Annotated in this window: 17 protein-coding genes and 1 pseudogene; 7 read left to right on the plus strand and 11 right to left on the minus strand. The window is 71.3% G+C overall.

Annotated features, from left to right (window positions below; translation table 11 throughout):
- Positions 1-87 precede the first annotated feature (87 nt).
- From ACIHCX_RS32425 to ACIHCX_RS32435, 3 genes are all read left to right on the plus strand, one after another.
- A complete protein-coding gene (locus tag ACIHCX_RS32425; protein ID WP_400035869.1) occupies positions 88-804 on the plus strand; it encodes a GntR family transcriptional regulator in 717 nt (238 codons plus the stop codon).
- A 62-nt stretch (positions 805-866) separates the two neighbouring features.
- Positions 867-1,874: a 1-aminocyclopropane-1-carboxylate deaminase gene (locus ACIHCX_RS32430; protein ID WP_400035871.1), complete on the plus strand. Its 1,008-nt coding sequence runs from the start codon at positions 867-869 to the stop codon at positions 1,872-1,874.
- A 246-nt stretch (positions 1,875-2,120) separates the two neighbouring features.
- Positions 2,121-3,584 (plus strand): dihydrolipoyl dehydrogenase family protein, encoded by a 1,464-nt coding sequence (locus ACIHCX_RS32435; RefSeq protein WP_400035873.1) that lies wholly within the window; start codon positions 2,121-2,123, stop codon positions 3,582-3,584.
- A gap of 1 nt (position 3,585) precedes the next feature.
- Here the strand turns inward: ACIHCX_RS32435 and ACIHCX_RS32440 are convergent, their stop codons facing one another.
- The 5 genes from ACIHCX_RS32440 to oxc all read right to left on the minus strand — a co-directional run bounded on the left by ACIHCX_RS32440 (position 3,586) and on the right by oxc (position 8,545).
- Entirely contained in the window at positions 3,586-3,783 is a 198-nt protein-coding gene (locus ACIHCX_RS32440; protein WP_400035875.1) for a hypothetical protein, read from the minus strand.
- Between the two features lie 100 nt (positions 3,784-3,883).
- A complete protein-coding gene (locus ACIHCX_RS32445) occupies positions 3,884-5,011 on the minus strand; it encodes a CapA family protein (RefSeq protein WP_400035877.1) in 1,128 nt (375 codons plus the stop codon).
- A 128-nt stretch (positions 5,012-5,139) separates the two neighbouring features.
- Positions 5,140-5,373, minus strand: a complete 234-nt coding sequence (locus ACIHCX_RS32450; protein WP_400035879.1) for a hypothetical protein — start codon at positions 5,371-5,373, stop codon at positions 5,140-5,142.
- A gap of 382 nt (positions 5,374-5,755) precedes the next feature.
- Positions 5,756-6,658: an aminoglycoside phosphotransferase family protein gene (locus ACIHCX_RS32455; protein ID WP_400035880.1), complete on the minus strand. Its 903-nt coding sequence runs from the start codon at positions 6,656-6,658 to the stop codon at positions 5,756-5,758.
- 150 nt (positions 6,659-6,808) lie between these two features.
- Positions 6,809-8,545, minus strand: coding sequence for an oxalyl-CoA decarboxylase (gene oxc / locus ACIHCX_RS32460; RefSeq protein ID WP_400035882.1), 1,737 nt, complete (start codon positions 8,543-8,545; stop codon positions 6,809-6,811).
- Between the two features lie 283 nt (positions 8,546-8,828).
- Here oxc and ACIHCX_RS32465 point away from each other — a divergent pair, with 283 nt between their 5' ends.
- Positions 8,829-9,197 carry a hypothetical protein gene (locus tag ACIHCX_RS32465; RefSeq protein WP_400035884.1) on the plus strand — a complete coding sequence of 123 codons (369 nt, stop codon included), beginning with the start codon at positions 8,829-8,831 and terminating at the stop codon, positions 9,195-9,197.
- A 52-nt stretch (positions 9,198-9,249) separates the two neighbouring features.
- On the opposite strand, the gene ACIHCX_RS32470 is transcribed toward ACIHCX_RS32465, so the two are convergent.
- The 3 genes and pseudogenes from ACIHCX_RS32470 to ACIHCX_RS32480 form a co-directional block, all read right to left on the minus strand.
- Positions 9,250-11,112 (minus strand): hypothetical protein, encoded by a 1,863-nt coding sequence (locus ACIHCX_RS32470; RefSeq protein WP_400035886.1) that lies wholly within the window; start codon positions 11,110-11,112, stop codon positions 9,250-9,252.
- Positions 11,097-11,903, minus strand: coding sequence for an ABC transporter ATP-binding protein (locus ACIHCX_RS32475; RefSeq protein ID WP_400035926.1), 807 nt, complete (start codon positions 11,901-11,903; stop codon positions 11,097-11,099). The genes ACIHCX_RS32470 and ACIHCX_RS32475 overlap by 16 nt, the downstream gene beginning before the upstream one ends.
- A gap of 85 nt (positions 11,904-11,988) precedes the next feature.
- Positions 11,989-12,327: pseudogene (locus tag ACIHCX_RS32480) on the minus strand (winged helix-turn-helix transcriptional regulator); the annotation flags it as partial.
- On the opposite strand from ACIHCX_RS32480, the gene ACIHCX_RS32485 reads away from it, so the two are divergent.
- Entirely contained in the window at positions 12,229-13,863 is a 1,635-nt protein-coding gene (locus tag ACIHCX_RS32485) for a DHA2 family efflux MFS transporter permease subunit (RefSeq protein WP_400035888.1), read from the plus strand. The pseudogene ACIHCX_RS32480 and the gene ACIHCX_RS32485 sit on opposite strands and share 99 nt — an antisense overlap.
- On the opposite strand, the gene ACIHCX_RS32490 is transcribed toward ACIHCX_RS32485, so the two are convergent.
- A complete protein-coding gene (locus ACIHCX_RS32490) occupies positions 13,834-14,412 on the minus strand; it encodes a flavodoxin family protein (protein WP_400035891.1) in 579 nt (192 codons plus the stop codon). The two genes, ACIHCX_RS32485 and ACIHCX_RS32490, sit on opposite strands and share 30 nt — an antisense overlap.
- 247 nt (positions 14,413-14,659) lie before the next feature.
- Between ACIHCX_RS32490 and ACIHCX_RS32495 the strand changes: the two genes are divergently transcribed.
- Positions 14,660-15,343: a GntR family transcriptional regulator gene (locus ACIHCX_RS32495; RefSeq protein WP_400035893.1), complete on the plus strand. Its 684-nt coding sequence runs from the start codon at positions 14,660-14,662 to the stop codon at positions 15,341-15,343.
- A 154-nt stretch (positions 15,344-15,497) separates the two neighbouring features.
- Here the strand turns inward: ACIHCX_RS32495 and ACIHCX_RS32500 are convergent, their stop codons facing one another.
- Positions 15,498-17,654 (minus strand): acetate--CoA ligase family protein, encoded by a 2,157-nt coding sequence (locus tag ACIHCX_RS32500; RefSeq protein WP_400035895.1) that lies wholly within the window; start codon positions 17,652-17,654, stop codon positions 15,498-15,500.
- Positions 17,655-17,657: 3 nt separating this feature from the next.
- Complete coding sequence (gene frc, locus ACIHCX_RS32505; protein ID WP_400035897.1) at positions 17,658-18,887, minus strand: formyl-CoA transferase; 1,230 nt, start codon at positions 18,885-18,887, stop codon at positions 17,658-17,660.
- A gap of 231 nt (positions 18,888-19,118) precedes the next feature.
- Between frc and ACIHCX_RS32510 the strand changes: the two genes are divergently transcribed.
- Positions 19,119-19,871 (plus strand): acyl-CoA dehydrogenase family protein, encoded by a 753-nt coding sequence (locus ACIHCX_RS32510; RefSeq protein WP_400035899.1) that lies wholly within the window; start codon positions 19,119-19,121, stop codon positions 19,869-19,871.
- Positions 19,872-20,068 lie beyond the last annotated feature (197 nt).

Raw genomic sequence — 20,068 nt, forward strand, 5'->3', positions numbered from 1 at the left:
CACGACGGTGGCGCCGGCCGGCCGCGGAAGGAGCCCGTGGGTCCACACTCTTGACAGCCCTCAGTCATGCAGCGTGCAATATATTGCATGCCAGTGCCGCAGAGCCGCGGGCTCGTCTCCAGGTCACTTCTCCGCGACAACGCCTACCGGGCCATCCGGGACGCCATCGTCGACGGCACGCTCGCACCGGGGGAGCGCCTCAACGACAGTGACCTGGTGGAGTGGCTGGGCGTCAGCCGCACCCCGGTGCGGGAGGCCCTGACGCGTCTGGAGCAGGCCGGCCTGGTGCGGACGAAGCCCGGCCGCTACACCATGGTCAGTCCCCTGGACGTCCGGGCGGCGCGGGCGGCCCAGTCGGTGACGGCGGCCATGCACGAACTCGCCGTCCGCGAGGCGATGCCCGACCTGTCCGCCGCCGAGCTGGACGCCATGCGTGAGGCCAACGCGCGCTTCGCCGACGCCCTGCGCCGGGGCGACGTCGACGCGGCGATCGACGCCGACGACGCCTTCCACGGCGTCGCCGTCACCGCCTGCGCCAACCCGGCCGTCCGCACCGTCCTGGAGCAGTTCACCCCGGTGCTGCGGCGGGTGGAGAGGCTGCGTTTCTCCTCACTGAGCGGCCGCGGCTCGGTCGCCCAGCACGACCGGATCATCGCGCTGTGCGAGGCCGGGGACGTCGAGGGGGCCGTGGCCGCCACCCGCGCCAACTGGCAGACGCTGCTGCCGCTGCTCGACACGGCGCTCGCCGGCTTTGACGCCGACGAGCCGGACGGCGGACCCGGCGGCGACGCCTCCCCACGCTGACCCCTGCAGAACCCAGGCAGAACCCACATCCCACGACGGACGCACCCCGCAAGGAGCCCCGGATGTCCCTCGAGTCCTTCGAGCGCCACCCCCTGCTGTTCGGCCCCAGCCCCGTCCACCCGCTGGACCGGCTCAGTGACCATCTCGGCGGTGCCCGCATCTGGGCCAAGCGGGAGGACTGCAACAGCGGGCTGGCCTTCGGCGGCAACAAGACCCGCAAGCTCGAGTACCTGATCCCCGACGCGCTCCGCAAGGGCGCGGACACCCTGGTCAGCATCGGCGGCGTCCAGTCCAACCACACCCGGCAGGTGGCCGCGGTCGCCGCGAAGGTGGGTCTGAAGGCCGTCCTGGTCCAGGAGAGCTGGGTGGACTGGCCGGACGCGGTCAACGACAAGGTCGGCAACATTCTGCTGTCCAGGCTCATGGGCGCCGACGTGCGCCTGGTCCAGGCGGAGTTCGGCATCGGGTTCAAGGACAGCTGGCACCAGGCCCTGGAGGACGTCCGCGCCGCGGGCGGCACTCCGTACGCCATCCCCGCCGGAGGGTCCGACCACCCCCTGGGCGGGCTCGGCTTCGCCGACTGGGCCTACGAGGTCCAGCGGCAGGAACGCGAACTCGGGGTCTTCTTCGACACGATCGTGGTGTGCAGCGTCACCGGCAGCACGCACGCGGGCATGATCGCCGGCTTCGCGGGACAGGACCGGCCCCGCCGTGTGCTGGGCATCGACGCCTCGGCCAGGATCGACGAGACGCGTGCCCAGGTGGCGAAGATCGCCCGCAACACCGCCGAACTCATCGGCGTCGGCCGGGAGGTGCGCGACGACGAGATCACCGTCCTGGAGGGCTGGGCCGGCGACCTCTACGGCATCCCCGTCCAGTCCACCCTGGACGCCATCCGCCTCACCGGACGCCTCGAAGGGATGATCATCGACCCCGTCTACGAGGGCAAGTCCATGGCCGGACTCATCGACCTCGTCCGCCGCGGGGACATCCCCGAGGACTCCACCGTCCTCTACGCCCACCTGGGCGGCCAGCCCGCCCTCAACGCCTACAGCGGCGCCTTCCACTGACCCCACCCGACCCGCGCCCGTTCTCCAGCTCCCCGGCGCCGCCCCTCCGTCGCACCCGCACCCGGGGCGGCGGCGGGGCGGCAGCCGTGCGCGACCCGGGGGCCGGGGAGGTGGTCGGAGGCCCGGCCGGGGCGGGGGAGGAGGGTGCGGCCAAAGGGGGGACTTACGGCGGCTCGTCGTGAGGCGCAGGGCGCAGGTGGGATGTACGACAGGGGCCGCGTCCGCATGATCACCAGCGAGGTACCGATGACCGAAACACGCGTGAACCGGGGAAGCGCCACGTACGACGTGATCGTGCTGGGCGCCGGTCCGGTCGGCCAGAACGTCGCCGACCGCGCCCGCGCCGCCGGCCTCACCGTGGCCGTCGTGGAGCGGGAACTCGTCGGCGGTGAATGCTCCTACTGGGCGTGCGTCCCCAGCAAGGCGCTGCTGCGGCCGGTCCTCGCCGTCGCCGACACCCGCCGTGTGGACGGCGCCCGGCAGGCCGTCACCGGCCGGCTCGACACCGCCCGGGTCTTCGCCCGCCGCGACCACTACGTCGCCGACTGGGACGACAGCGGACAGGCCGAGGGGGTCAAGTCCATCGGCGCGGACCTCTTCCGCGGGCACGGCCGGCTCGACGGTCCCCGGCGGGTCACCGTCACCCGGGACGACGGCGCGCGGCAGACCCTCACCGCCCGGCACGCGGTCGCCCTCGCCACCGGCAGCCGGGCGGCGCTGCCCGACATCCCCGGCATCGACGCGGCACGGCCCTGGACGAACCGGACCGGGACCGACTCCAGCACCGTGCCGGCCCGGCTCGCCATCGTCGGCGGCGGGGGAGTCGGCGTGGAGATGGCCACCCTCTGGCAGGGCCTCGGCTCCCGGGTCACCCTGCTCGCCCGCCGTCGCCTCGTCCCCCGGATGGAACCCTTCGCGGGCGAGCTGATCGAACGCGGGCTCACCCGGGCGGGCGCGGACGTACGGATCGGCACGCAGGTCACCGCGGTGCGCCGCCCCGATCCCACCGGGCCGGTCACCCTCACCCTCGACGACGGCGGCGAACTGGAGGCCGACGACGTCATGTTCGCCACCGGCCGCCGTCCCGCCACCGACGACATCGGCCTGGACACCGTCGGCCTCACCCCCGGCTCCTGGCTGGAGGTGGACACCACCTGCCTCGTCCGCGGTGTCGACGGCGCATGGCTCTACGCCCTGGGCGACGTCAACCACCGCGCCCTGCTCACCCACCAGGGCAAGTACCAGGCCCGTACCGCGGGCGACGCCATCGGCGCCCGCGCCGCCGGCCGTCCGCTCGACGACGCCGAGTGGGGCGACCACGCCACCACCGCCGACCGGCACGCCGTTCCCCAGGTCTTCTTCACCGACCCCGAAGCGGCCTCCGTCGGTCTGACCGCCGAACAGGCGGCCGCCGCCGGACACCGCGTCAGCACCGTCGACCTCGACTTCGACGCGGCTCAGGGCGCCGACCTCTACGCCGACGACTACGAGGGCCACGCCCGGCTGGTGGTCGACCTCGACCGCGACGTCCTCCTGGGAGTCACCTTCGTCGGCCCCGGGGTCGGCGAACTGCTGCACTCGGCGACCGTCGCGGTCGCCGGCGAGGTACCGCTCAAGCGGCTCAGGCACGCCGTCGCCTGCTTTCCGACCGTCAGCGAGATCTGGCTCTTCCTCCTCGCCCTCGCCGCCCGGCAGAAGGAGCACGGCTGAGTCAGCCGGAGGAACGTTCGGGGGGCGCGGTCGCGGCCGCCTCGCAGGCCGGGCACAGGACGTGGGCGTCACGCCCGTAGCGGTGGGTCAGTCCGTGGCAGCGGGGACAGTAGCCGACCTCTTCGGGTCGACAGCCGAGCAGGAGCGCCGCCGCGGTCCGGTCCGTCGACGGGTCGATGCGCCGGGGCATCTCGTCCATGGGTCCGACGGTACGTCCGGTGCCCGGCCGAGGCAGGCCGGCGCGGACGCGGGTCGATCACCTGCGGTGGGGCGCGCAGTGCGTCCGGGGCGCCGCACGCTCACGGCTGCTGCGCGGTCGTCGTCGCCCGTGCCACCCGGAGCGTGCCGTCCGGCTCCGGGGTGACGGCCACGCCCGAGCTGATCCGGCCGAGTGCCGCCCGCAGCCATGCGCGGTCCTCCTCGGGGGCGGGCTCCAGCCGCATCCGCCGGGCCCGCAGGATCGCCATGCGCAGGTCCGCGAGCCGTCCCGTGCCCGCCGTCAGTGAGGGGAAGTAGGCGATCCGCAGGTCGTCGCGGTACTGCTCGTAGCCGCAGATGCCCTCGTAGTCGTCGATGAAGTCGCCGCAGCCGTAGAGGATCAGCCGGTCGCGGTACACCTCGACGGGACGGGGGTGGTGCGAGGAGTGCCCGTGGACGACGTCGACACCGCCGTCGACCAGCGCGCGGGCGAAGCGGATCTGCTCGCGGGGGACGTGGTAGCCCCAGTTGGACCCCCAGTGCACGGAGACGACCACGATGTCGCCCGCAGACCGTACCCGCCGTACGCGCCCGACGACCGCCGCGGCCGCCTCCGCCGTTGCCGCGGGGACGTACGCGACACCGGCTCGGTCCGCCGTCGCCGCCCAGCTCGGCGGTATGCCACTGCACGTCATCCCGAGGGAGAACACCAGCACTCGGACGCCGTCCGCGACCGGGCGCACGGCGGGCGCGTACGCCGCCTGCGCGTCCCGGCCGGCGCCCGCGGCCGGCAGTCCCGCACCGGTCAGGGAGTCCAGTGTCTCCAGCAGCCCCGCGCGGCCGAAGTCCAGCGTGTGGTTGTTGGCCAGGACGCAGACGTCGGGCCGGGCCACCACGAGGGCGGGCAGGTTGGCCGGGTGCATCCGGTAGTGGATGTCCTTGTCCGGTGCGAACGTGTCGCTGCGGGTCACGGACGTCTCCAGATTCAGGATCCGTACGTCCGGGGCGGCGGCCGCCAGCACGGCGAGGGCCTCGCCCCACGGCCACTCAGGTGGAACCGGGGCGGGAATCGGGCCGCACGCCGCCTCCGCCAGTTCGACGTAGGACCGGGCGTCGTGGACCCAGGGCTCCCGCAGGGCCGGATCGCCGGGGCACGGGAGGATCTGGTCGACGCCGCGGCCGAGCATCACGTCGCCGCACAGGAACAGCGTGACCACGCCGTCGCGCATACCCCCACAGTAGTGGCCGGGCGGCACGCGACCGCCCGGACCCGAAGCGGGCGTGACGCCCGGGGCCGCGCGCGCCCCGGGCAGGCCCGAGGAGCACGCCGCCGGCCGGCCCGCCCCCCGCCGGGCGGTCAGGCGTGGTCGACGAGTTGCGCGACTCCACGCACGCGTGCGCAGTTGGCGCAGCAGAAGAAGCGCCCGTCGGCCTGAAGGCCGTGGCCGAGGATGCGGCAGTCGCAGTTGTCGCAGGTCGGGGCGATTCGCTGGGCCGCGCACTCGAGGCTGTCGAAGATGTGGACGGCGCCTTGCGCGCGTACCTCGAACGCCAACTCGTAGTCGTTGTTGCAGACCTCGCACACTGCCATGAGCCTTCACTCCTCGCTGTGCCGGACCGGTGCCTCGGCGTCGGATCGGGTCGCGGGTCCCGAAGACCGGGTCGCGTGTCCCGAGCCGTATTCCACCAACGGCACCGGCCGGACCGGCCGACGCGGCACAACCACCCCGACGGACCCACACCCTGTGCCTAGTGCCGCGACAGGCAACGTTTGCCCCGTCGCGACGCCCGGCACGCTCCCCCAAGCTCTTCGAGCAGGGGGGACCCCCACTCGCCGCACCGGCCGAAAGCCCGAGTACATCCAGTACGAGGACTTCCGGCCGGCACTCCCCCAAGCTCTTCGAGCAGGGGGGACCCCCAGAGCACGCACCGGACGCCGCTCCTTGACGGGGCAAACGTTGCCCGCCGCGGTACTAGCGCGAACCGCTTCTCAGCACGCGGTCGAGCGCTGCCCGGCCGGCGGGTCCCCATGTGGGTTTGCCGCCGGGAAGGCCCCGGTCTCCGCTCTGGCCCATCAGCATGAGGAACAGGCTCTTCAGAGCGGCCAGCCCGCGGGCGCGCCGGATCGTCGCCTCGTCCGCACGCCCGTACGCGTCGAAGAAGCGCGAGGCGGCGCCCGCGGGAAGGACGACCCAGGCGGCAGCGAGGTCCCACGCCGGATCGCCGGCGAACACGTCACCGAAGTCGATCACGCCCGAGAGCGTCCCGTCCGAGACGACGACGTTGGCGGGATGGAGGTCGCCGTGCACCCAGACCGGCGGGCCCTGCCACTCGGGCGCGGCGACGGCGTCGTCCCACACGGCCCGGACCTCGTCGGCGAGGTCGTCGGGAACAGCGGCGTCGAGGAAGTGGTCGAAGCCGTCCGTGCACTTCTTGGGATGGTCGCCGCGGTCCTCGCTGATCGGCGCGTCTTCGGGCGCCTCCACGTGGAGTGCCTTGAGGAAGCCCGCCAGTGTGGCGGCCGCGTGGTCGCCGCGGCTGATGGAGGACTGGTCCAGTGGCTCGCCGGGGACCCACGTCATGATGGTCCAGGGCTTCGGGAAGCGCGCGGACGGTTCACCTGTCCGGACGGGGGTCGGGACGGGAAGCGGCAGGCGCGGGGCGAGGACGGGCAGCCATCGGCGCTCCTTGCGCTGGAGGTCCGGGGCTCGTGCTGTGCGCGGCATGCGCACGGCCAACTCGTCCCCGAGGCGCCACTGCTGGTTGTCCCACCCGCCCGCCACCTCGCGGATGGCCAGCCCCGCCAGGTCCGGATGCTGCTCCTGCAACAGGTCATGGACCAGGTCTGCGGTGATCTCGATCTCGGCGTCGGTCATGCGAAGCCACGGTACTGGCGCAGGCGCAGGCGCGGGCGCCGATTCCGGCTCCGCTCGTGATCCGGCTGGTGGTCGCGAAACAGTCGGGCCGAGGATCCCCCTGCCGACCCGCCGGGGTGCGGGTCGGCACCGGGGTGCGGCGGCGTTCTTTCAGGGGCGCTGGACGGTGATGCCCTTGGGGTTGAGGTGGGCGATGTTGCCGCTCTCGGTCCCGTCCGAGGGGTCGATCACGCAGTCGATGAGCGCCGGCGCGCCCGAGGCCAGGGCCTCCCGCAGGGCGGTGGCGACCTCGTCGGGTGTCGTCGCCTGGTAGCCCTTGCCGCCGAACGCCTGGATCATGAGGTCGTGGCGGGCCTTGAGGGCGGTGGGCGCCGGGTCCGCGGAGGTGGAGGCCTCGTCGCCGCGGTAGACGCCGCTGTTGTTGAGGACGACGGTGACGACGGGCAGGTGGTAGCGGCAGACGGCCTCGATCTCCATGCCGCTGAACCCGAAGGCGCTGTCGCCCTCGATGGCGACCACGGGGTCTCCGGTCTCGACGGCGGCGGCGATGGCGTAGCCCATGCCGATGCCCATGACACCCCAGGTACCGCTGTCCAGCCGGTGGCGCGGTGTCCGCATGCCGATCGTGTTCCGCGCCAGGTCGAGCGCGTTGGCACCCTCGTTGACGACGTATGCCCGGGGGTGCTCGCCGAGGACGTCGCGGATCGCCTGGAGCGCGCCGAGGAACTTCATCGGGTGCGCGGTCTTCGCGGCCTCCAGGCGCTTGGCCATCTTGGCCGCGTTCTGCGCGGAGCGTGCCGCGAGTTCCTCCCGCCACTCCTGCGCGGCCGGGATCCGGCCGGGCTTGCTCCGCTCGACCAGGGCCTCCATCACCGAGGCGACGTCGCCGACGAGCGGGGCCGCGATGGGCTGGTTGCTGTCCATTTCCGTGGCCGCGATGTCCACCTGGATGAACGTGGCGGACGGGTCCCACTGCGGTGCCTCGCCGTGACCGAGCAGCCAGTTCAGGCGCGCGCCGACGAGCATCACGACGTCCGCCCGGCGCAGGGCCAGTGAGCGGGCGGTGGCCGCCGACTGCGGATGGTCGTCGGGCAGCAGGCCCTTGGCCATCGACATGGGCAGATAGGGCACGCCGGTCGTCTCGACGAACTCCCGGATCTGGTCGTCCGCCTGCGCGTACGCCGCGCCCTTGCCGAGGACGACCAGGGGCCGCTCCGCGCCCGCGAGCAGCTCGATCGCGCGGTCCACAGCGGCGGGTTCGGGCAGTTGGCGTGGTGCGGGGTCGACGACCTCCCACAGCGACGCGGCACCCTGCTCCTTGTCGATGACCTCTCCGAGCACCGCGGCCGGGATGTCCAGATAGACCCCTCCGGGGCGTCCGGAGACCGCGGTGCGGATCGCGCGCGCCACCCCGCGGCCGATGTCCTCGGCCCGGTGGACCCGGTAGGCCGCCTTGACGAAGGGTTTCGCCGCCGCCAGCTGGTCCATCTCCTCGTAGTCGCCCCGCTGGAGGTCCACGAGGTGCCGCTCGCTGGACCCGGAGATCTGGACCATGGGGAAGCAGTTCGTGGTGGCGTTGGCGAGGGCCACGAGTCCGTTGAGGAAGCCAGGCGCGGAGACCGTCAGGCAGATGCCCGGCCTCTTCGTGAGGAACCCGGCCGCCGCCGCCGCGTGTCCGGCGTCGCTCTCGTGGCGGAAGCCGATGTAGCGCATGCCCGATGCCTGTGCGACGCGCGCCAGGTCGGTGATCGGGATGCCGACGACGCCGTAGATGTTCTTGACGCCGTTGCGCCTGAGCGCCTCGACGACCAGGTGGATCCCGTCGGTGAGAGCGGCCGGATCGTCAGCGTCCCCCAGCCCTGTTTCCGGCACGGAAGCGTTGGTCATGATCGGGATCCTCCCTGAACGTCACGAATGGCTTCGGGAATACTGTATTCAGTATCCCCGAGTCGAGAGGCACTGGCAAGGATTCGCGGGGTGGGGCGTTCCCGCCCCGCGTCCTTCGGGGGCCGTCGTGTGATCGCGCGCCGTGGCCGACCGGGCGTCAAGTGCGGCGTGTCGCCGCCGCATTGTCAGTGACATGCTGGAAAATGCCGCGGGAAAGAGAGATCAACATCGCCCGAGCTGGGTAAGTGATCTTCAGTCCCAGCCTCGAGGAAGGCCACCGCTGATGCAGTCCATACCCGGCCCGGCCCACGCCGTCGTCCTGCACCACCACAGCCGTGCCGGTGCCGCCCCCCTCAGCCCCACGGGTGCTGACCTTCTGCGCATCATCTCCGACCCGGGCACGCTGGTGTTCCTCACCGTGCACGTGGGCGGACGTCGCAGGTACAGCTACTGGCAGCCGTTCGACCCCCGCACCGGCCGGGGAAGCTGCTACGTCGCGCTGCCCACCGACCTGTGCGACATGCTGCACTCCAGCGGACGGATCACGCTCGGCGAGCCCCTCGTCGACTCCACCAGGACCACCTACCGCGTCGGCCCCGCGGACACCCCGGCCGCACCGCGCCGCCCACTGCGGAGCGCCCTCGCGGCATGACGGAAGGGGCCGGCGGCACGGCCTGCCGGCCCCTTCGACCGTGCATCTCCGATCAGGGCTTTCCTGGGCCGGGTCGGGTGCGGGCCGCGCGGAGTTCGGTGAGCACGATCAGCGCGGACACCGCGAAGGACAGGGCTCCGATCCCGTACATCAGGAAGATCACCGGCCACTGCCACTCGGGGCGCAGGTGCAGGGCCAGGAACCACAGGGCGGCCACGTTCCCCGAGAGCTTCATCAGCGTGGGCACCAGCGCCTGAGGGAACAGTGCGATGCAGCCCACGAGGAAGCTGCTCCACAGCAGCTGCCGGCGGTGCCTGGGCATCGACTTGACGAACGATGCGCCCTGCCCCGCCTTGGCCTGCTGCCTTTTGCCCCGCTGCATCAGGTACAGCAGTTCAGGGCCGCGCTTGACCAGGCTCTCGTGCGCCGCCCGGCCCAGCACCAGGTACGCCACGAAACCGGTGGTGACGCCCACCGGTATCCCCGCCCACACCAGCGACGGGTTGTCGAGCACCTTGCCCGCCGCCACCACGGCCAGCGCGGGCGCCGCCGTGGCCAGCGTCTGGAACAGCATCACGAACGCCTGGCCGGCGACGTCCGAGTGGTCCATCGGCGTGTTCTTGGCAGCCCGCGGATCCGCACCGGGTGCCAGCTGGTCGAGTCCGACGAGCGGCACCAGGCCCGCCCCGCCGCCCAGGACCGCGAACGTCGCGGTCAGCGCCCACGGAGTCAGGTCGGGTTGGCCGGCCACGGCGATGCCCACCGCCGTGAGCACCAGGGTCATCGGTGTGAACAGAGCCAGCCACGCCAGCTGCCGGCCCCGCACATCGGCCCGCTCACTGCCCGGCATGAGCAGTGTCAGCCACATCGCGGTGCCGTCCTGGCCGTACAGGTTCGCGGACGTCGCCGCACCCATCAGGGCCGTGACCGTGCCCAGGAACGGCAGGAACACGGTCGAGTCGAACACCAGGGGCACCAGGCAGTTCAGCACCGCGAAGACGGGCGGCACGATCAGGCCCTGGAGTCGCTGCGGGTCCCGCGTCCAGGTGCGCAGCTCCTTCAGGTACACGGCGCCCGTCGCGCTCGTCGCCGCCCAGCCGCGCGGCGCCGCACGGTCCGGCGCGGAGCCGCGCACCGTGGGCCGGGCCCATCGGACCGGGCCGAGCGAGCGGTTCCAGATCAGCCACAGCAGCACCAGGAGCAGGACCAGACCGGTGGACGCCACTGCCGTCATCGTCCAGTCCGATCGGGCCGACGCCTCCACCGCGACGACGCCCCAGCCGGACGGCAGGGCCCGGACCACGGTGGAGAAACCGCTGGAGAACCCGGTCACGAGGACGGAGTCGAGGGCGATGAACACGATCCAGCCGGACGAACTCACCACGAGCATCGCCGCGCTGAGCACCGCGCTGATGGCCGCCCCCGTACGCGAGCGGGACAGTGCACCGAACAGGCGCCCCATCAGCCGGGACAGCAGCACCACCACCGCGAGTTGAAGCAGCACGCAGGGCACCGCGACCAGGGCCGGCACGGTACCCAGCCGGACGCCGAACACAAGCAGCGCGGCGAACGCGACCAGTGAGACGACGGTGGTGACCGCGACGAACGCGGAGCCGAGCAGGCCGATCGCCAGTCTGCGGCGTGGGATGGGCTGCAACGCGAACTGCTCGGCACGCAGTACCGGTTGTCCCGTGAAGGCGGGGCCCAGCATCCAGCCGAGCATCCAGATACCGAACACAACGGCCAGCAGGTCCCGGACTGTTCCCGGCTCCTGGGCATGAACCGTCGCCATGGCGACGGTGCCTCCGGCCAGGATCATGCCGACCACCGCGCCACCGAAGACCCAACTGGCCCGGGGCCCGGTGAGGTTCCGCCCTGTGACGGCGAGCTTCATCTGGATCAGTGCGACAGCCACGACAGCCCTTCCCCGCCGCCGGACGCGTGGCCGACGAGCTCGACGAAGGTCTCCTCCAGGGTCCTGTCGCCGCGGACCCGCGCCACCGGGCCCTCGACCACGACCTCCCCCTTGGCCATGATTGCGACGGTGTCGCAGAGCTGCTCGACCAGGGCCATCACATGACTGGACAGCAGGACCGAACCGCCGGACGCCACGAAGCGGTTGAGGATCCGCTTGATCATTGCGGCGGAGACGGGGTCGACCGCCTCGAACGGCTCGTCGAGAACGAGCAGCTTCGGGCCGTGCAGCAGAGCGGTGGCCAGCCCTATCTTCTTGCGCATGCCGGTGGAGTAGTCGATGACGAGGGTCCGCTCCACGTCACCGTTCAGCTCGAACAGGGTGAGCAGCTCGTCGACCCGCGCGGCGACCGTCTCCTTGTCGAGCCCTCGCAGCCGTCCCAGGTAGGTGAGCAGTTCGCGGCCGGTGAGCTGCTCGGGCAGTGCCAGACCGTCCGGGAGCACGCCCATCAGCTCCTTGGCCCGCTCGGGCTCCGCCCATACGTCGACGCCGAAGACCCGGGCGCGGCCCTCGTCCGGGCGGAGCAGCCCGACCGCCATCGACAAGCTGGTGGTCTTGCCCGCGCCGTTGGGGCCGACCAGCCCGTAGAACGAGCCCGGTGCCACCGTCAGACGAACCTGCTTGACCGCCGTGTATTCACCGAACTCCTTGTGCAGTCCGTCGAGTTCGAATGCCGGCTGCCGGCCGTTGGCGACAAGTGGCGGGGCACCCTTCGCCGGCCCGGTCCCCAGAGTCAAGAGCTCGTCTCCCCGTCCATGGACGCACCTCGCTGCTTGATGGCCTCATGCGGAGGTATCCAGCGCGCTGTCGATCAGATCAGGTCGAAGGTATCGGTCCCCGCGGCGGCTTCGATGCCTCACCGCCAACCGTGCGCGAACTCGCTATGGGCGACTGACCGGCCCGCGTCGCCGCCGCTGCCGTGGCGTCGTAGGCGGCTCGAGCCTGGGCGATGGCGCCGCGATGCCGCTCGGCCCATTCCACGAGGCCGGTGAGTGAGGAGGACAGCTCACGCGCCATGGAAGTGAGGCTGTACTCGACCTTCGGCGGCACGGTGGGATGAACCGTCCTCGTCAACAGGCCGTCACGTTCAAGTCTGCGCAGGTTCAAGGTGAGCATCCGTCGGCTGATGCCTTCGACGGAGCGTTCCAGCTCGGTGCTCCAAAGGGAGGTTCGAACATGCCTCTGCCCAACGCACGGGCGAGTACATCGCCATGGCTGACCGTCGCCCTGCTCTGCGTCGGCCAGATGATGATCGTCCTGGACCAGAACATCGTGAACGTGGCCTTGCCCGCGGTGCAGCGTGACCTCGGACTCTCCTCCGAGGACCTCGTCTGGGTGGTCAACGCCTACGTCATCCCGTTCGGCGGACTCCTGCTGCTGGCCGGACGGCTCGGTGACCTGGTCGGACGGAAGGCCGTGTTCCTCGTGGGAATCGCGCTCGTCAGCGCATCCTCGGTGCTGTGCGGTGTCGGGGCCGGCGACACTGTGTTGATTGCGTCCCGCTTCCTCCAGGGAATCGGTGGAGCGGTTGCCTCCGCCTGCATCCTCGGCATGGTCGCGATCGTGTTCTCCGATCGTCGCGAGCAGGCACGGGCCATCGGCGCCTACAGCTTCGCCTCCGCGGGCGGCGGCGCGGTGGGGCCACTGCTCGGCGGCGTCCTCACCGATCTGCTCAGCTGGCACTGGATCTTCTTCATCAACGCACCGATCGGCGTCGCCCTCGTTCTGGTCGGCCTGCGAGCGCTCCCCGAAGACCGCGGTGAGGGGATGGGCAAGGGCACCGACTTCCTGGGAGCCCTGCTGGTCACGGTCGGCATGATGCTCTTGGTGTACACCATCGTGGATGCGGAGCGGGTCGGCTGGGGAGCGGCCCGGACTCTGCTGCTCGGTCCTCTGTCCCTCTTGTTGCTGATCGGGTTCGTCGTCCGCCAGGCCACGGCCGCCAAGCCGCTGCTGCCGCTGAGGATCTTCCGCTCGCGGAGTCTGGCGGTGGCAAACATCGTTCAGTTCCTGCTGATCGCCGGCATGTTCGGCCTCTTGTTCTTCGGCACGCTCTACCTGCAGCGTGTGCTGAGGTACGGTCCGCTGCAGGCCGGTATCGGGTTCGTGCCCATCGCCGTGGTGATCGCGGCGGTGTCCCTCGGCCTCTCCACCCGACTCGTCATCAGGTTCGGCCGGCGCGCGATGCTTCTCCTGGGGCTCACCCTCATCGTGGGAGCGTTCGTCATGTTGTCGTTCTCGCGCGTCAACGGCGTCCACCTGGTGGACTTCCTCCCAGCCGGCCTTGTCATGGGGCTGGGCTTCGGCCTGGCAGCGCCGGCCGTCATGGGGCTCGGCATGTCCGCGGTTACCCCGGCCGAGTCCGGTATCGCCTCCGGACTGTTCAACACCACTCAGCAGATCGGGGGCGCGATCGGTCTGACCGTGCTGAGCGCCTTCGTCAGCGCACGTACGAACAGCCTCACCGCCGCAGGGAAGACCGAGGCTGAATCGCTGGTCGGCGGCTACCACGTGGCTTTCCTGGCCGCCGCCGGATTCGCGCTGACCGCCTTGATCATTGGCGCGGGCCTGCTCAAGGCCAAGCCCTCCGCAGGAGTGGGGCAGCAAAGCGTGGCATCTGGGGCGGTCCGTCACGGTCCGCACCCAAGGCGGGTGGATCTGTCACGCTTCAAAGGGGAAGCGAGCGAGTGACGCTTCCTGGGCGAAGAACGTCTTGGCGCGCATGGCCGCTCGCTCGTCGGCGCTTACTTGCCCTGGCCGGGAGCCGTTGCCCAGCAGAACGCCGCCGAAGTGCATGCCCATGTAAGCGGCGGTGTGGTGCAGCGTGTGGACCAGTGGCTGGGCGACCACCTCTTCACGGTGTGCCATCGCTGTCACGCCCCACAGGGTGCGTCCGCGCATCGTCGTCCTGAAGTCCGGGTCCGGGGTGGTCAGCCACTTCGACCAGTAGTCGAAGTAGCGTTTGGCGTACGACGACATCGAGTACCAGTACAACGGGGAGGCGATCACGATGTCGGTGGCGGCGAGTGTTGCCTGCCGCAGCAGCTCCTCGTTCTCCTGCTGCGGCCAGGGCGCGTCGGAGTGCCGGGCGTCAACGTAGTCGGCCAAGGGCAGTTGGGCCAGCTCCAGCCAGCGCTGTTCGGTGTCGCTCGGCAGCTGCTCCGCCGCGGCCCGGGCCAGTGACTCGGTGTTGCCGTCCGGTCGGGCGCCGGCGAGGAGGAAGAGGAACGAACGGGTCACGTGAACTCCAGTCGTCGCAGTCGATGCCGCCACGCCCAACCTCACCCGGCTCCGTGATATTTCCGCCGGCGCCGCGGCGGACCGTCCGTTCCGGTGGCCCGGAGACCGGCGCGCAGGGGACGCCGGGTGATGTGAACTGGGTCACAGTCCGTGTGTGTCCTGGGAGTGGTGGTGCGTCGGTAGACTGTAGACGAAAGTCAATCTCACTCCCAGGCTCGGTCGGGCCGCTGATCAGGGGATGGAAGCCATGCTGTCCGCGGGTTTGCCGAGCGGAACCGTGCCGAAGTTGGAGCGGCCGGGGCCGCTGCGTGAGCGGGTCTACGAGGCCCTCCTCGAACTCATCATCACCAGAGTGCTCAAGCCCGGTCAGCACCTGGTCGAGACCGAGCTCGCCGGGCAGCTCGGGGTCTCCCGCCAGCCCGTGCGCGAGGCGCTCCAGCGGCTCAACACCGAGGGATGGGTCGATTTGCGCCCGGCCCAGGGCGCGTTCGTGCACGAGCCCACCGAGGACGAGGCCGACCAACTGCTCGTCGTACGCGGCCTGCTGGAGGCCGAGGCGGCGCGGCTGGCGGCGGCCGGTGCCGGAGGCGAGGCGCCGGCGCGGCTGCGCGCGCTGTGCGAGGAGGGCGAGCGGGCCCTGGGGGCCGACGACATCGACGCGGTGGTCGCCGCCAACGCGGCCTTCCACGCGTACGTCATGGAACTCGCGGCGAACTCCGTGCTCGCCGAACTGTCCGCGCAGGTGGACCGCCGGATGCGCTGGTTCTACACGCCGATCGCGCGGACCCGCGGCGAGCACTCCTGGCGCGAGCACCGCGAGTTGATCGACGCGATCGAGGCGGGTGACGAGCAGCGCGCGCAGCAGTTGATGCGGGCGCACACGGAGCAGACCCGCGTCACCTACCACGAGCACGCCGGCTCCGAGGAGTGACACCGGGCGGTGCGGGCATGAGCTGAGAGCCGCATCGCCCGGCGGCAACGGTCAGGGGGCGCCACCGTGAAGGGGGCGCCCCCTGACCGTAGAAAGCCCCGTCGAAGGCCCGTCGAGAGACCGTCGGGTCAACCCGCGGACCGCCGCCGTGCGATCACCCGTCGGCCGGAAGCAGTCCGGCGGCCCTGGCCCAGCGGTACTTGGCGCCCAGAGCGGCCACCGGCTGTTCGGTGGTGTAGGGGTAGGCCACGACGCCGTGTTCGAAGAGGTGGGCGCTGGCCGCCTCCACTTCGGTGTCCCCGGCGAGTGAGGCCACCACCGGCTTGTGGATCCCCTTGGCCCGTGCCTCGGCGACCACGCGCGCGGTCAGTTCGGCGAAGACCATCGGCGGCGTGACGATGGTGTGCCAGTAACCGAGGATCAGGGCGTGCACCCGCGGGTCCTCCAGGCCGAGGCGGATCGTCGCCTCGTAGGTGGAGGGCGGCTCGCCGCCGGTGATGTCGATCGGGTTCCCGGCCGCGCCGAACGGCGGGATGTAGCGCATGAACGCCTCGTCGAGGTCGTCCGGGATCTCCATCAGCTTCAGCCCGTTGTCCACGCAGGCGTCGGAGAGCAGCACGCCGGAGCCGCCGGCGCCGGTGATGATGACGACGTTCTCCCCCTGGGGGGTGGGCAGGACGGGCAGCGCCCGCGCGTACTCGAGCATCTCGTTCAGGCCCGGCGCGCGGATGACGCCGGCCTGCCGCAGGATGTCGTCGTAGACGGCGTCGTCGCCCGCCAGGGCCCCGGTGTGGGAGCCGGCGGCCTTCGCCCCGGCCGAGGTGCGCCCGGCCTTGAGCACCACGATCGGCTTCTTCGGCACGGTCTCGCGGGCGGCCTCGACGAACGCCCTGCCGTCCTTGAGGTCCTCCAGGTGCATCGCGATGCACTTGGTGTTCGGGTCCTCGCCGAAGTAGGTGAGCAGGTCGTCCTCGTCGATGTCCGACTTGTTGCCGAGACCCACGATCGCGGAGACACCGGTCTTGGTGGTGCGGGCGAAGCCGAGGATCGCCATGCCGATGCCGCCGGACTGGGAGGTCAGCGCGACCGGGCCCTTGACGTCGTACGGCGTGCAGAACGTGGCGCACAGGTCCTGCCACGGCGAGTAGTAGCCGTAGATGTTCGGTCCCAGCAGCCGTACGCCGTGCTCCCGGGCGATGGCGACGATCCGCTCCTGGAGTTCGTGCTCGCCGGTCTCGGCGAACCCGGACGGGATCAGGACGGCGTTGGGGATTCCCTTGGCGCCGACCTCCTCCAGCGCGGCGGGCACGAACTTCGCCGGGATCGCGAAGACGGCCACGTCCACCTCGCCCGGGATGTCCAGGACGGAGGCGTGGGCCTTGCGGCCCGCGATCTCGTCGGCCTTCGGGTTGACCGGGTGGATGTCGCCCGCGAACCCCCCGTCGATGAGGTTGCGCATCACCGAGTTGCCGATCTTGCCGGCCTCGGCGGACGCGCCGATCACCGCCACCGAGCGTGGCTGCATCAGCCGTGTCATCGCCGTCAGGATCTCCTCACGGCTGTAACTGGGCCGCGGGGCCGGCGCGTTCTCGGCGAGGATCACGCGGATGTCGGCCGCGAGCGCGCCCTCGGGCGTGGCGATCACCGGGTTGAGGTCCACCTCGGCGATCTCCGGGAAATCCGTGACCAGTTGGGAGACCCTGCGGATCTGCTCGGCCAGCGCCCCGCGGTCCACCGCGGCCGCGCCGCGCACGCCGCGCAGGATCTCGGCCGCCCCGATCGAGTCCAGCATGGAGGCGGCCTCGTCCTCGGCGACCGGCGCCAGCCGGAAGGTGACGTCCTTGAGCACCTCGACCAGCACCCCGCCCAGGCCGAAGGCGACGACCTTGCCGAAGGTGGGGTCGGTGACCGCCCCGATGATGACCTCCTGGCCCGGCGGCAGCATCTGCTGCACCTGCACACCGGTGATCCGGGCCTTCGGGTCGTACGCCTTGGCGTTGCCGACGATCCGCTCGAACGCCGCACGCACCTCCTGCGCCGTGTGCAGACCGACGACCACCCCGCCGGCGTCGGTCTTGTGGAGGATGTCGGGGGAGACGATCTTCAGAACGACCGGCCCGTCGAAGGTGCCGGCGTGGGCCACCGCCTCGTCCGCGTCGTGAGCCAGGGCCTCGCCGGGGGTGGCGATGCCGTACGCGTCGGCGATCCGCTTGCCCTCGGGCGCGGTCAGGGCGCTGCGGCCCTCGGCGCGCACGGCGGCGAGCACCTTCGCCACGGTGTCGCGGTCGGCTGAGGCATGGTTCAGGGGCATCGCTCAGATCACTCCGTTCGTCTTGAGGAGCTTCAGTTCCTCGTCGTCGAGGCCCAGTTCGCCGGCGTAGACCTCTTGGTTGTGCTCGCCGAGCAGCGGGGAGCTGGTGATGGTGACGGGGGAGTCGGACAGTTTCAGCGGCGAGCCGACCGTCTTGAAGGTGCCGCGCTCGGGGTGCTCGACCGGGACGATCATCTCGTTGGCGGCGAGCGACTCGTCCTCGATGATCTCCTTGGTGGACAGGATCGGGCCGCACGGGATGCCGTGGCTGTTGAGGGCCTCCAGCACCTCCCACTTGGGCAGGGTGCTGCTCCACTCCTCGATCAGCTGGAACATCTTGTCCAGCTTCGGCAGCCGGGCCTCGGGGCCGGCCCACTCGGGGTCCTCGGCCAGCTCGGGGCGGTTGATCAGCTCGGTGAGGGGCTTCCAGCCGGGCGGCTGCACCACGATGTACACGTAGTCGTTGGGGCCGCCCGGCGCGCACTTGACCGCCCAGCCGGGCTGGCCGCCGCCGGAGGCGTTCCCCGAGCGCGGCACGTCCTCGCCGAAGTCCTCGTTCGGGTACTCGGCGAGCGGGCCGTGCGCCAGGCGCTGCTGGTCGCGCAGTTTCACCCGGCAGAGGTTGAGCACCGCGTGCTGCATGGCCACGTTGACCCGCTGGCCCCGCCCGGTGCGTTCGCGCTGGAGGAGCGCCGCGAGGATGCCGGCCACCAGGTGGACCCCGGTCCCCGAGTCGCCGATCTGCGCGCCGGTGGCCGTCGGCGGCCCGTCCTCGAAGCCCGTGGTCGCCATCGAGCCGCCCATGGCCTGGGCGACGACCTCGTACGCCTTGAAGGTGGTGTACGGGCCCTCGCCGAACCCCTTGATGGAGGCGTAGACGATCCGCGGGTTGATCTCCTGGATGCGGTCCCAGGTGAAGCCCATCCGGTCCACGGCGCCCGGTCCGAAGTTCTCGACCATGACGTCGGAGCGGCGGATCAGCTCGGTGAGGAGTTCCTTGCCGCGGTCGGTCTTGGTGTTGAGGGTGATGCTCCGCTTGTTGCAGTTGAGCATCGTGAAGTAGAGGGAGTCGGCGTCGGGGAGGTCCCGCAGCTGCCTGCGGGTGATGTCGCCGGTCGGCGCCTCCAGCTTGACGACGTCCGCACCGAGCCAGGCGAGCAACTGGGTGGCGGAGGGGCCTGACTGGACGTGTGTCATGTCGAGGACGCGCACGCCCTCAAGAGCCCTGGTCATGGGGATCACCTCACTTGTACACGGATGGGTGCGTCTGGCCGTGCAGACATCTCCTGCATACAGGCAACGAATACTGTATGCAATCATCGGCCGATCAGGTGGCGCCTGTCCAGTCACCTGCGTGTGATTTCGCTCGGGCCGCGGATTCGCGCACTCGGGGGTGGTCGCCACCTCCGACGGAGAGCATACTGTATGCAATCTGCGTTGGAAGTGACTTCAAGGGGCCGCCCCATGTCGTACCGCACCGCTCTTACCCGCGTCATGAGCAGCGTCGTCGAGCCCGGGGCCGAACGGGTCCGCACGCACGGCGCGTTCCCCCGGGCCTCGGTCGCCGCGCTGGGGCACTGCGGACTGCTGGCGCTCACCGTCTCCGCCGATCTCGGCGGCCAGGGTCTCGGCCTGGCGGAGGCTGCCGAGGTGGTGGCCGAGGTGTCCCGGGCCTGCCCGGCCACCGGTGCCGTGCTCAGGTCCCACTACGCGGCCGTCGCGGTCATCGAGGCCCACGGCATCCACTGGGTGCGCCGGAGGATCGCCACCGGGCACCACCTGAGCACCCTCGCCCTGGCGGAGGCCGTCGAGTCCGGTGGGCGCGGCACGCCTCCCGGCCCGCCCTCGACGGCGACGCGCACGGGGGACGTGGTGGCGCTGCGCGCCCGCAAGCGCCACGTGGTCGCGGCGGGGGAGGCCGACAGCTACGTGTGGTCCTCGCGTCCGGCCGACGGGCGCGGCGGGCTGACCCTCTGGCTGGTGCCGGCCGACGCCCCCGGGCTGTTCGTGCCCGCACGGCCGGACGGGGAGGGCCCGCGCGGCAGCGCCTCGTCCACCGTCCGCGCCGACCCCGTCCTGGTGCCGGCGGGCGCGATGCTCGGGCCGAGCGGCGGCGGGATCAACACCGTGCTGGACGCGGTGCTGCCGTGGCTGGCCGCACTGCCGGCCCCGGGTGCGGCGGTCGCCCGGCCGGTTGGGGTCGAGGTGCACGCATAGCCACCGACTCGGGGTGTCCGGCGCTGTCTCGTGGGGTCTGGAACGGAACGCCCCATGATCCTGAACACTGTATACAAACTGCAAGTAGGTGATTATGCTGCGGAGTTGTCCGTGCACCGACCGGGTCGGCGGAAGCGGCTGTGCCGCTGGTCACCGCCTCTGCGCATCCGCAGACGAGGGGCAAGGGTTCATGTGTT

Origin of the sequence: Streptomyces sp. NPDC052043 (genome assembly GCF_044548235.1) — a bacterium.
Classification (GTDB): Bacteria; Actinomycetota; Actinomycetes; order Streptomycetales; family Streptomycetaceae; genus Streptomyces.

Excerpts from the sequence above, each read along its gene's own strand:
- ACIHCX_RS32510 (WP_400035899.1), top strand. The coding sequence starts at position 19,119 with ATGTCGTACCGCACCGCTCTTACCCGCGTCATGAGCAGCGTCGTCGAG.
- oxc (WP_400035882.1), bottom strand. The coding sequence starts at position 8,545 with ATGACCAACGCTTCCGTGCCGGAAACAGGGCTGGGGGACGCTGACGAT.
- ACIHCX_RS32435 (WP_400035873.1), top strand. The coding sequence starts at position 2,121 with ATGACCGAAACACGCGTGAACCGGGGAAGCGCCACGTACGACGTGATC.
- ACIHCX_RS32495 (WP_400035893.1), top strand. The coding sequence starts at position 14,660 with ATGCTGTCCGCGGGTTTGCCGAGCGGAACCGTGCCGAAGTTGGAGCGG.
- ACIHCX_RS32425 (WP_400035869.1), top strand. The coding sequence starts at position 88 with ATGCCAGTGCCGCAGAGCCGCGGGCTCGTCTCCAGGTCACTTCTCCGC.
- frc (WP_400035897.1), bottom strand. The coding sequence starts at position 18,887 with ATGACCAGGGCTCTTGAGGGCGTGCGCGTCCTCGACATGACACACGTC.
- ACIHCX_RS32430 (WP_400035871.1), top strand. The coding sequence starts at position 867 with ATGTCCCTCGAGTCCTTCGAGCGCCACCCCCTGCTGTTCGGCCCCAGC.
- ACIHCX_RS32500 (WP_400035895.1), bottom strand. The coding sequence starts at position 17,654 with ATGCCCCTGAACCATGCCTCAGCCGACCGCGACACCGTGGCGAAGGTG.
- ACIHCX_RS32465 (WP_400035884.1), top strand. The coding sequence starts at position 8,829 with ATGCAGTCCATACCCGGCCCGGCCCACGCCGTCGTCCTGCACCACCAC.
- ACIHCX_RS32440 (WP_400035875.1), bottom strand. The coding sequence starts at position 3,783 with ATGGACGAGATGCCCCGGCGCATCGACCCGTCGACGGACCGGACCGCG.
- ACIHCX_RS32485 (WP_400035888.1), top strand. The coding sequence starts at position 12,229 with ATGAACCGTCCTCGTCAACAGGCCGTCACGTTCAAGTCTGCGCAGGTT.
- ACIHCX_RS32455 (WP_400035880.1), bottom strand. The coding sequence starts at position 6,658 with ATGACCGACGCCGAGATCGAGATCACCGCAGACCTGGTCCATGACCTG.
- ACIHCX_RS32450 (WP_400035879.1), bottom strand. The coding sequence starts at position 5,373 with ATGGCAGTGTGCGAGGTCTGCAACAACGACTACGAGTTGGCGTTCGAG.
- ACIHCX_RS32445 (WP_400035877.1), bottom strand. The coding sequence starts at position 5,011 with ATGCGCGACGGCGTGGTCACGCTGTTCCTGTGCGGCGACGTGATGCTC.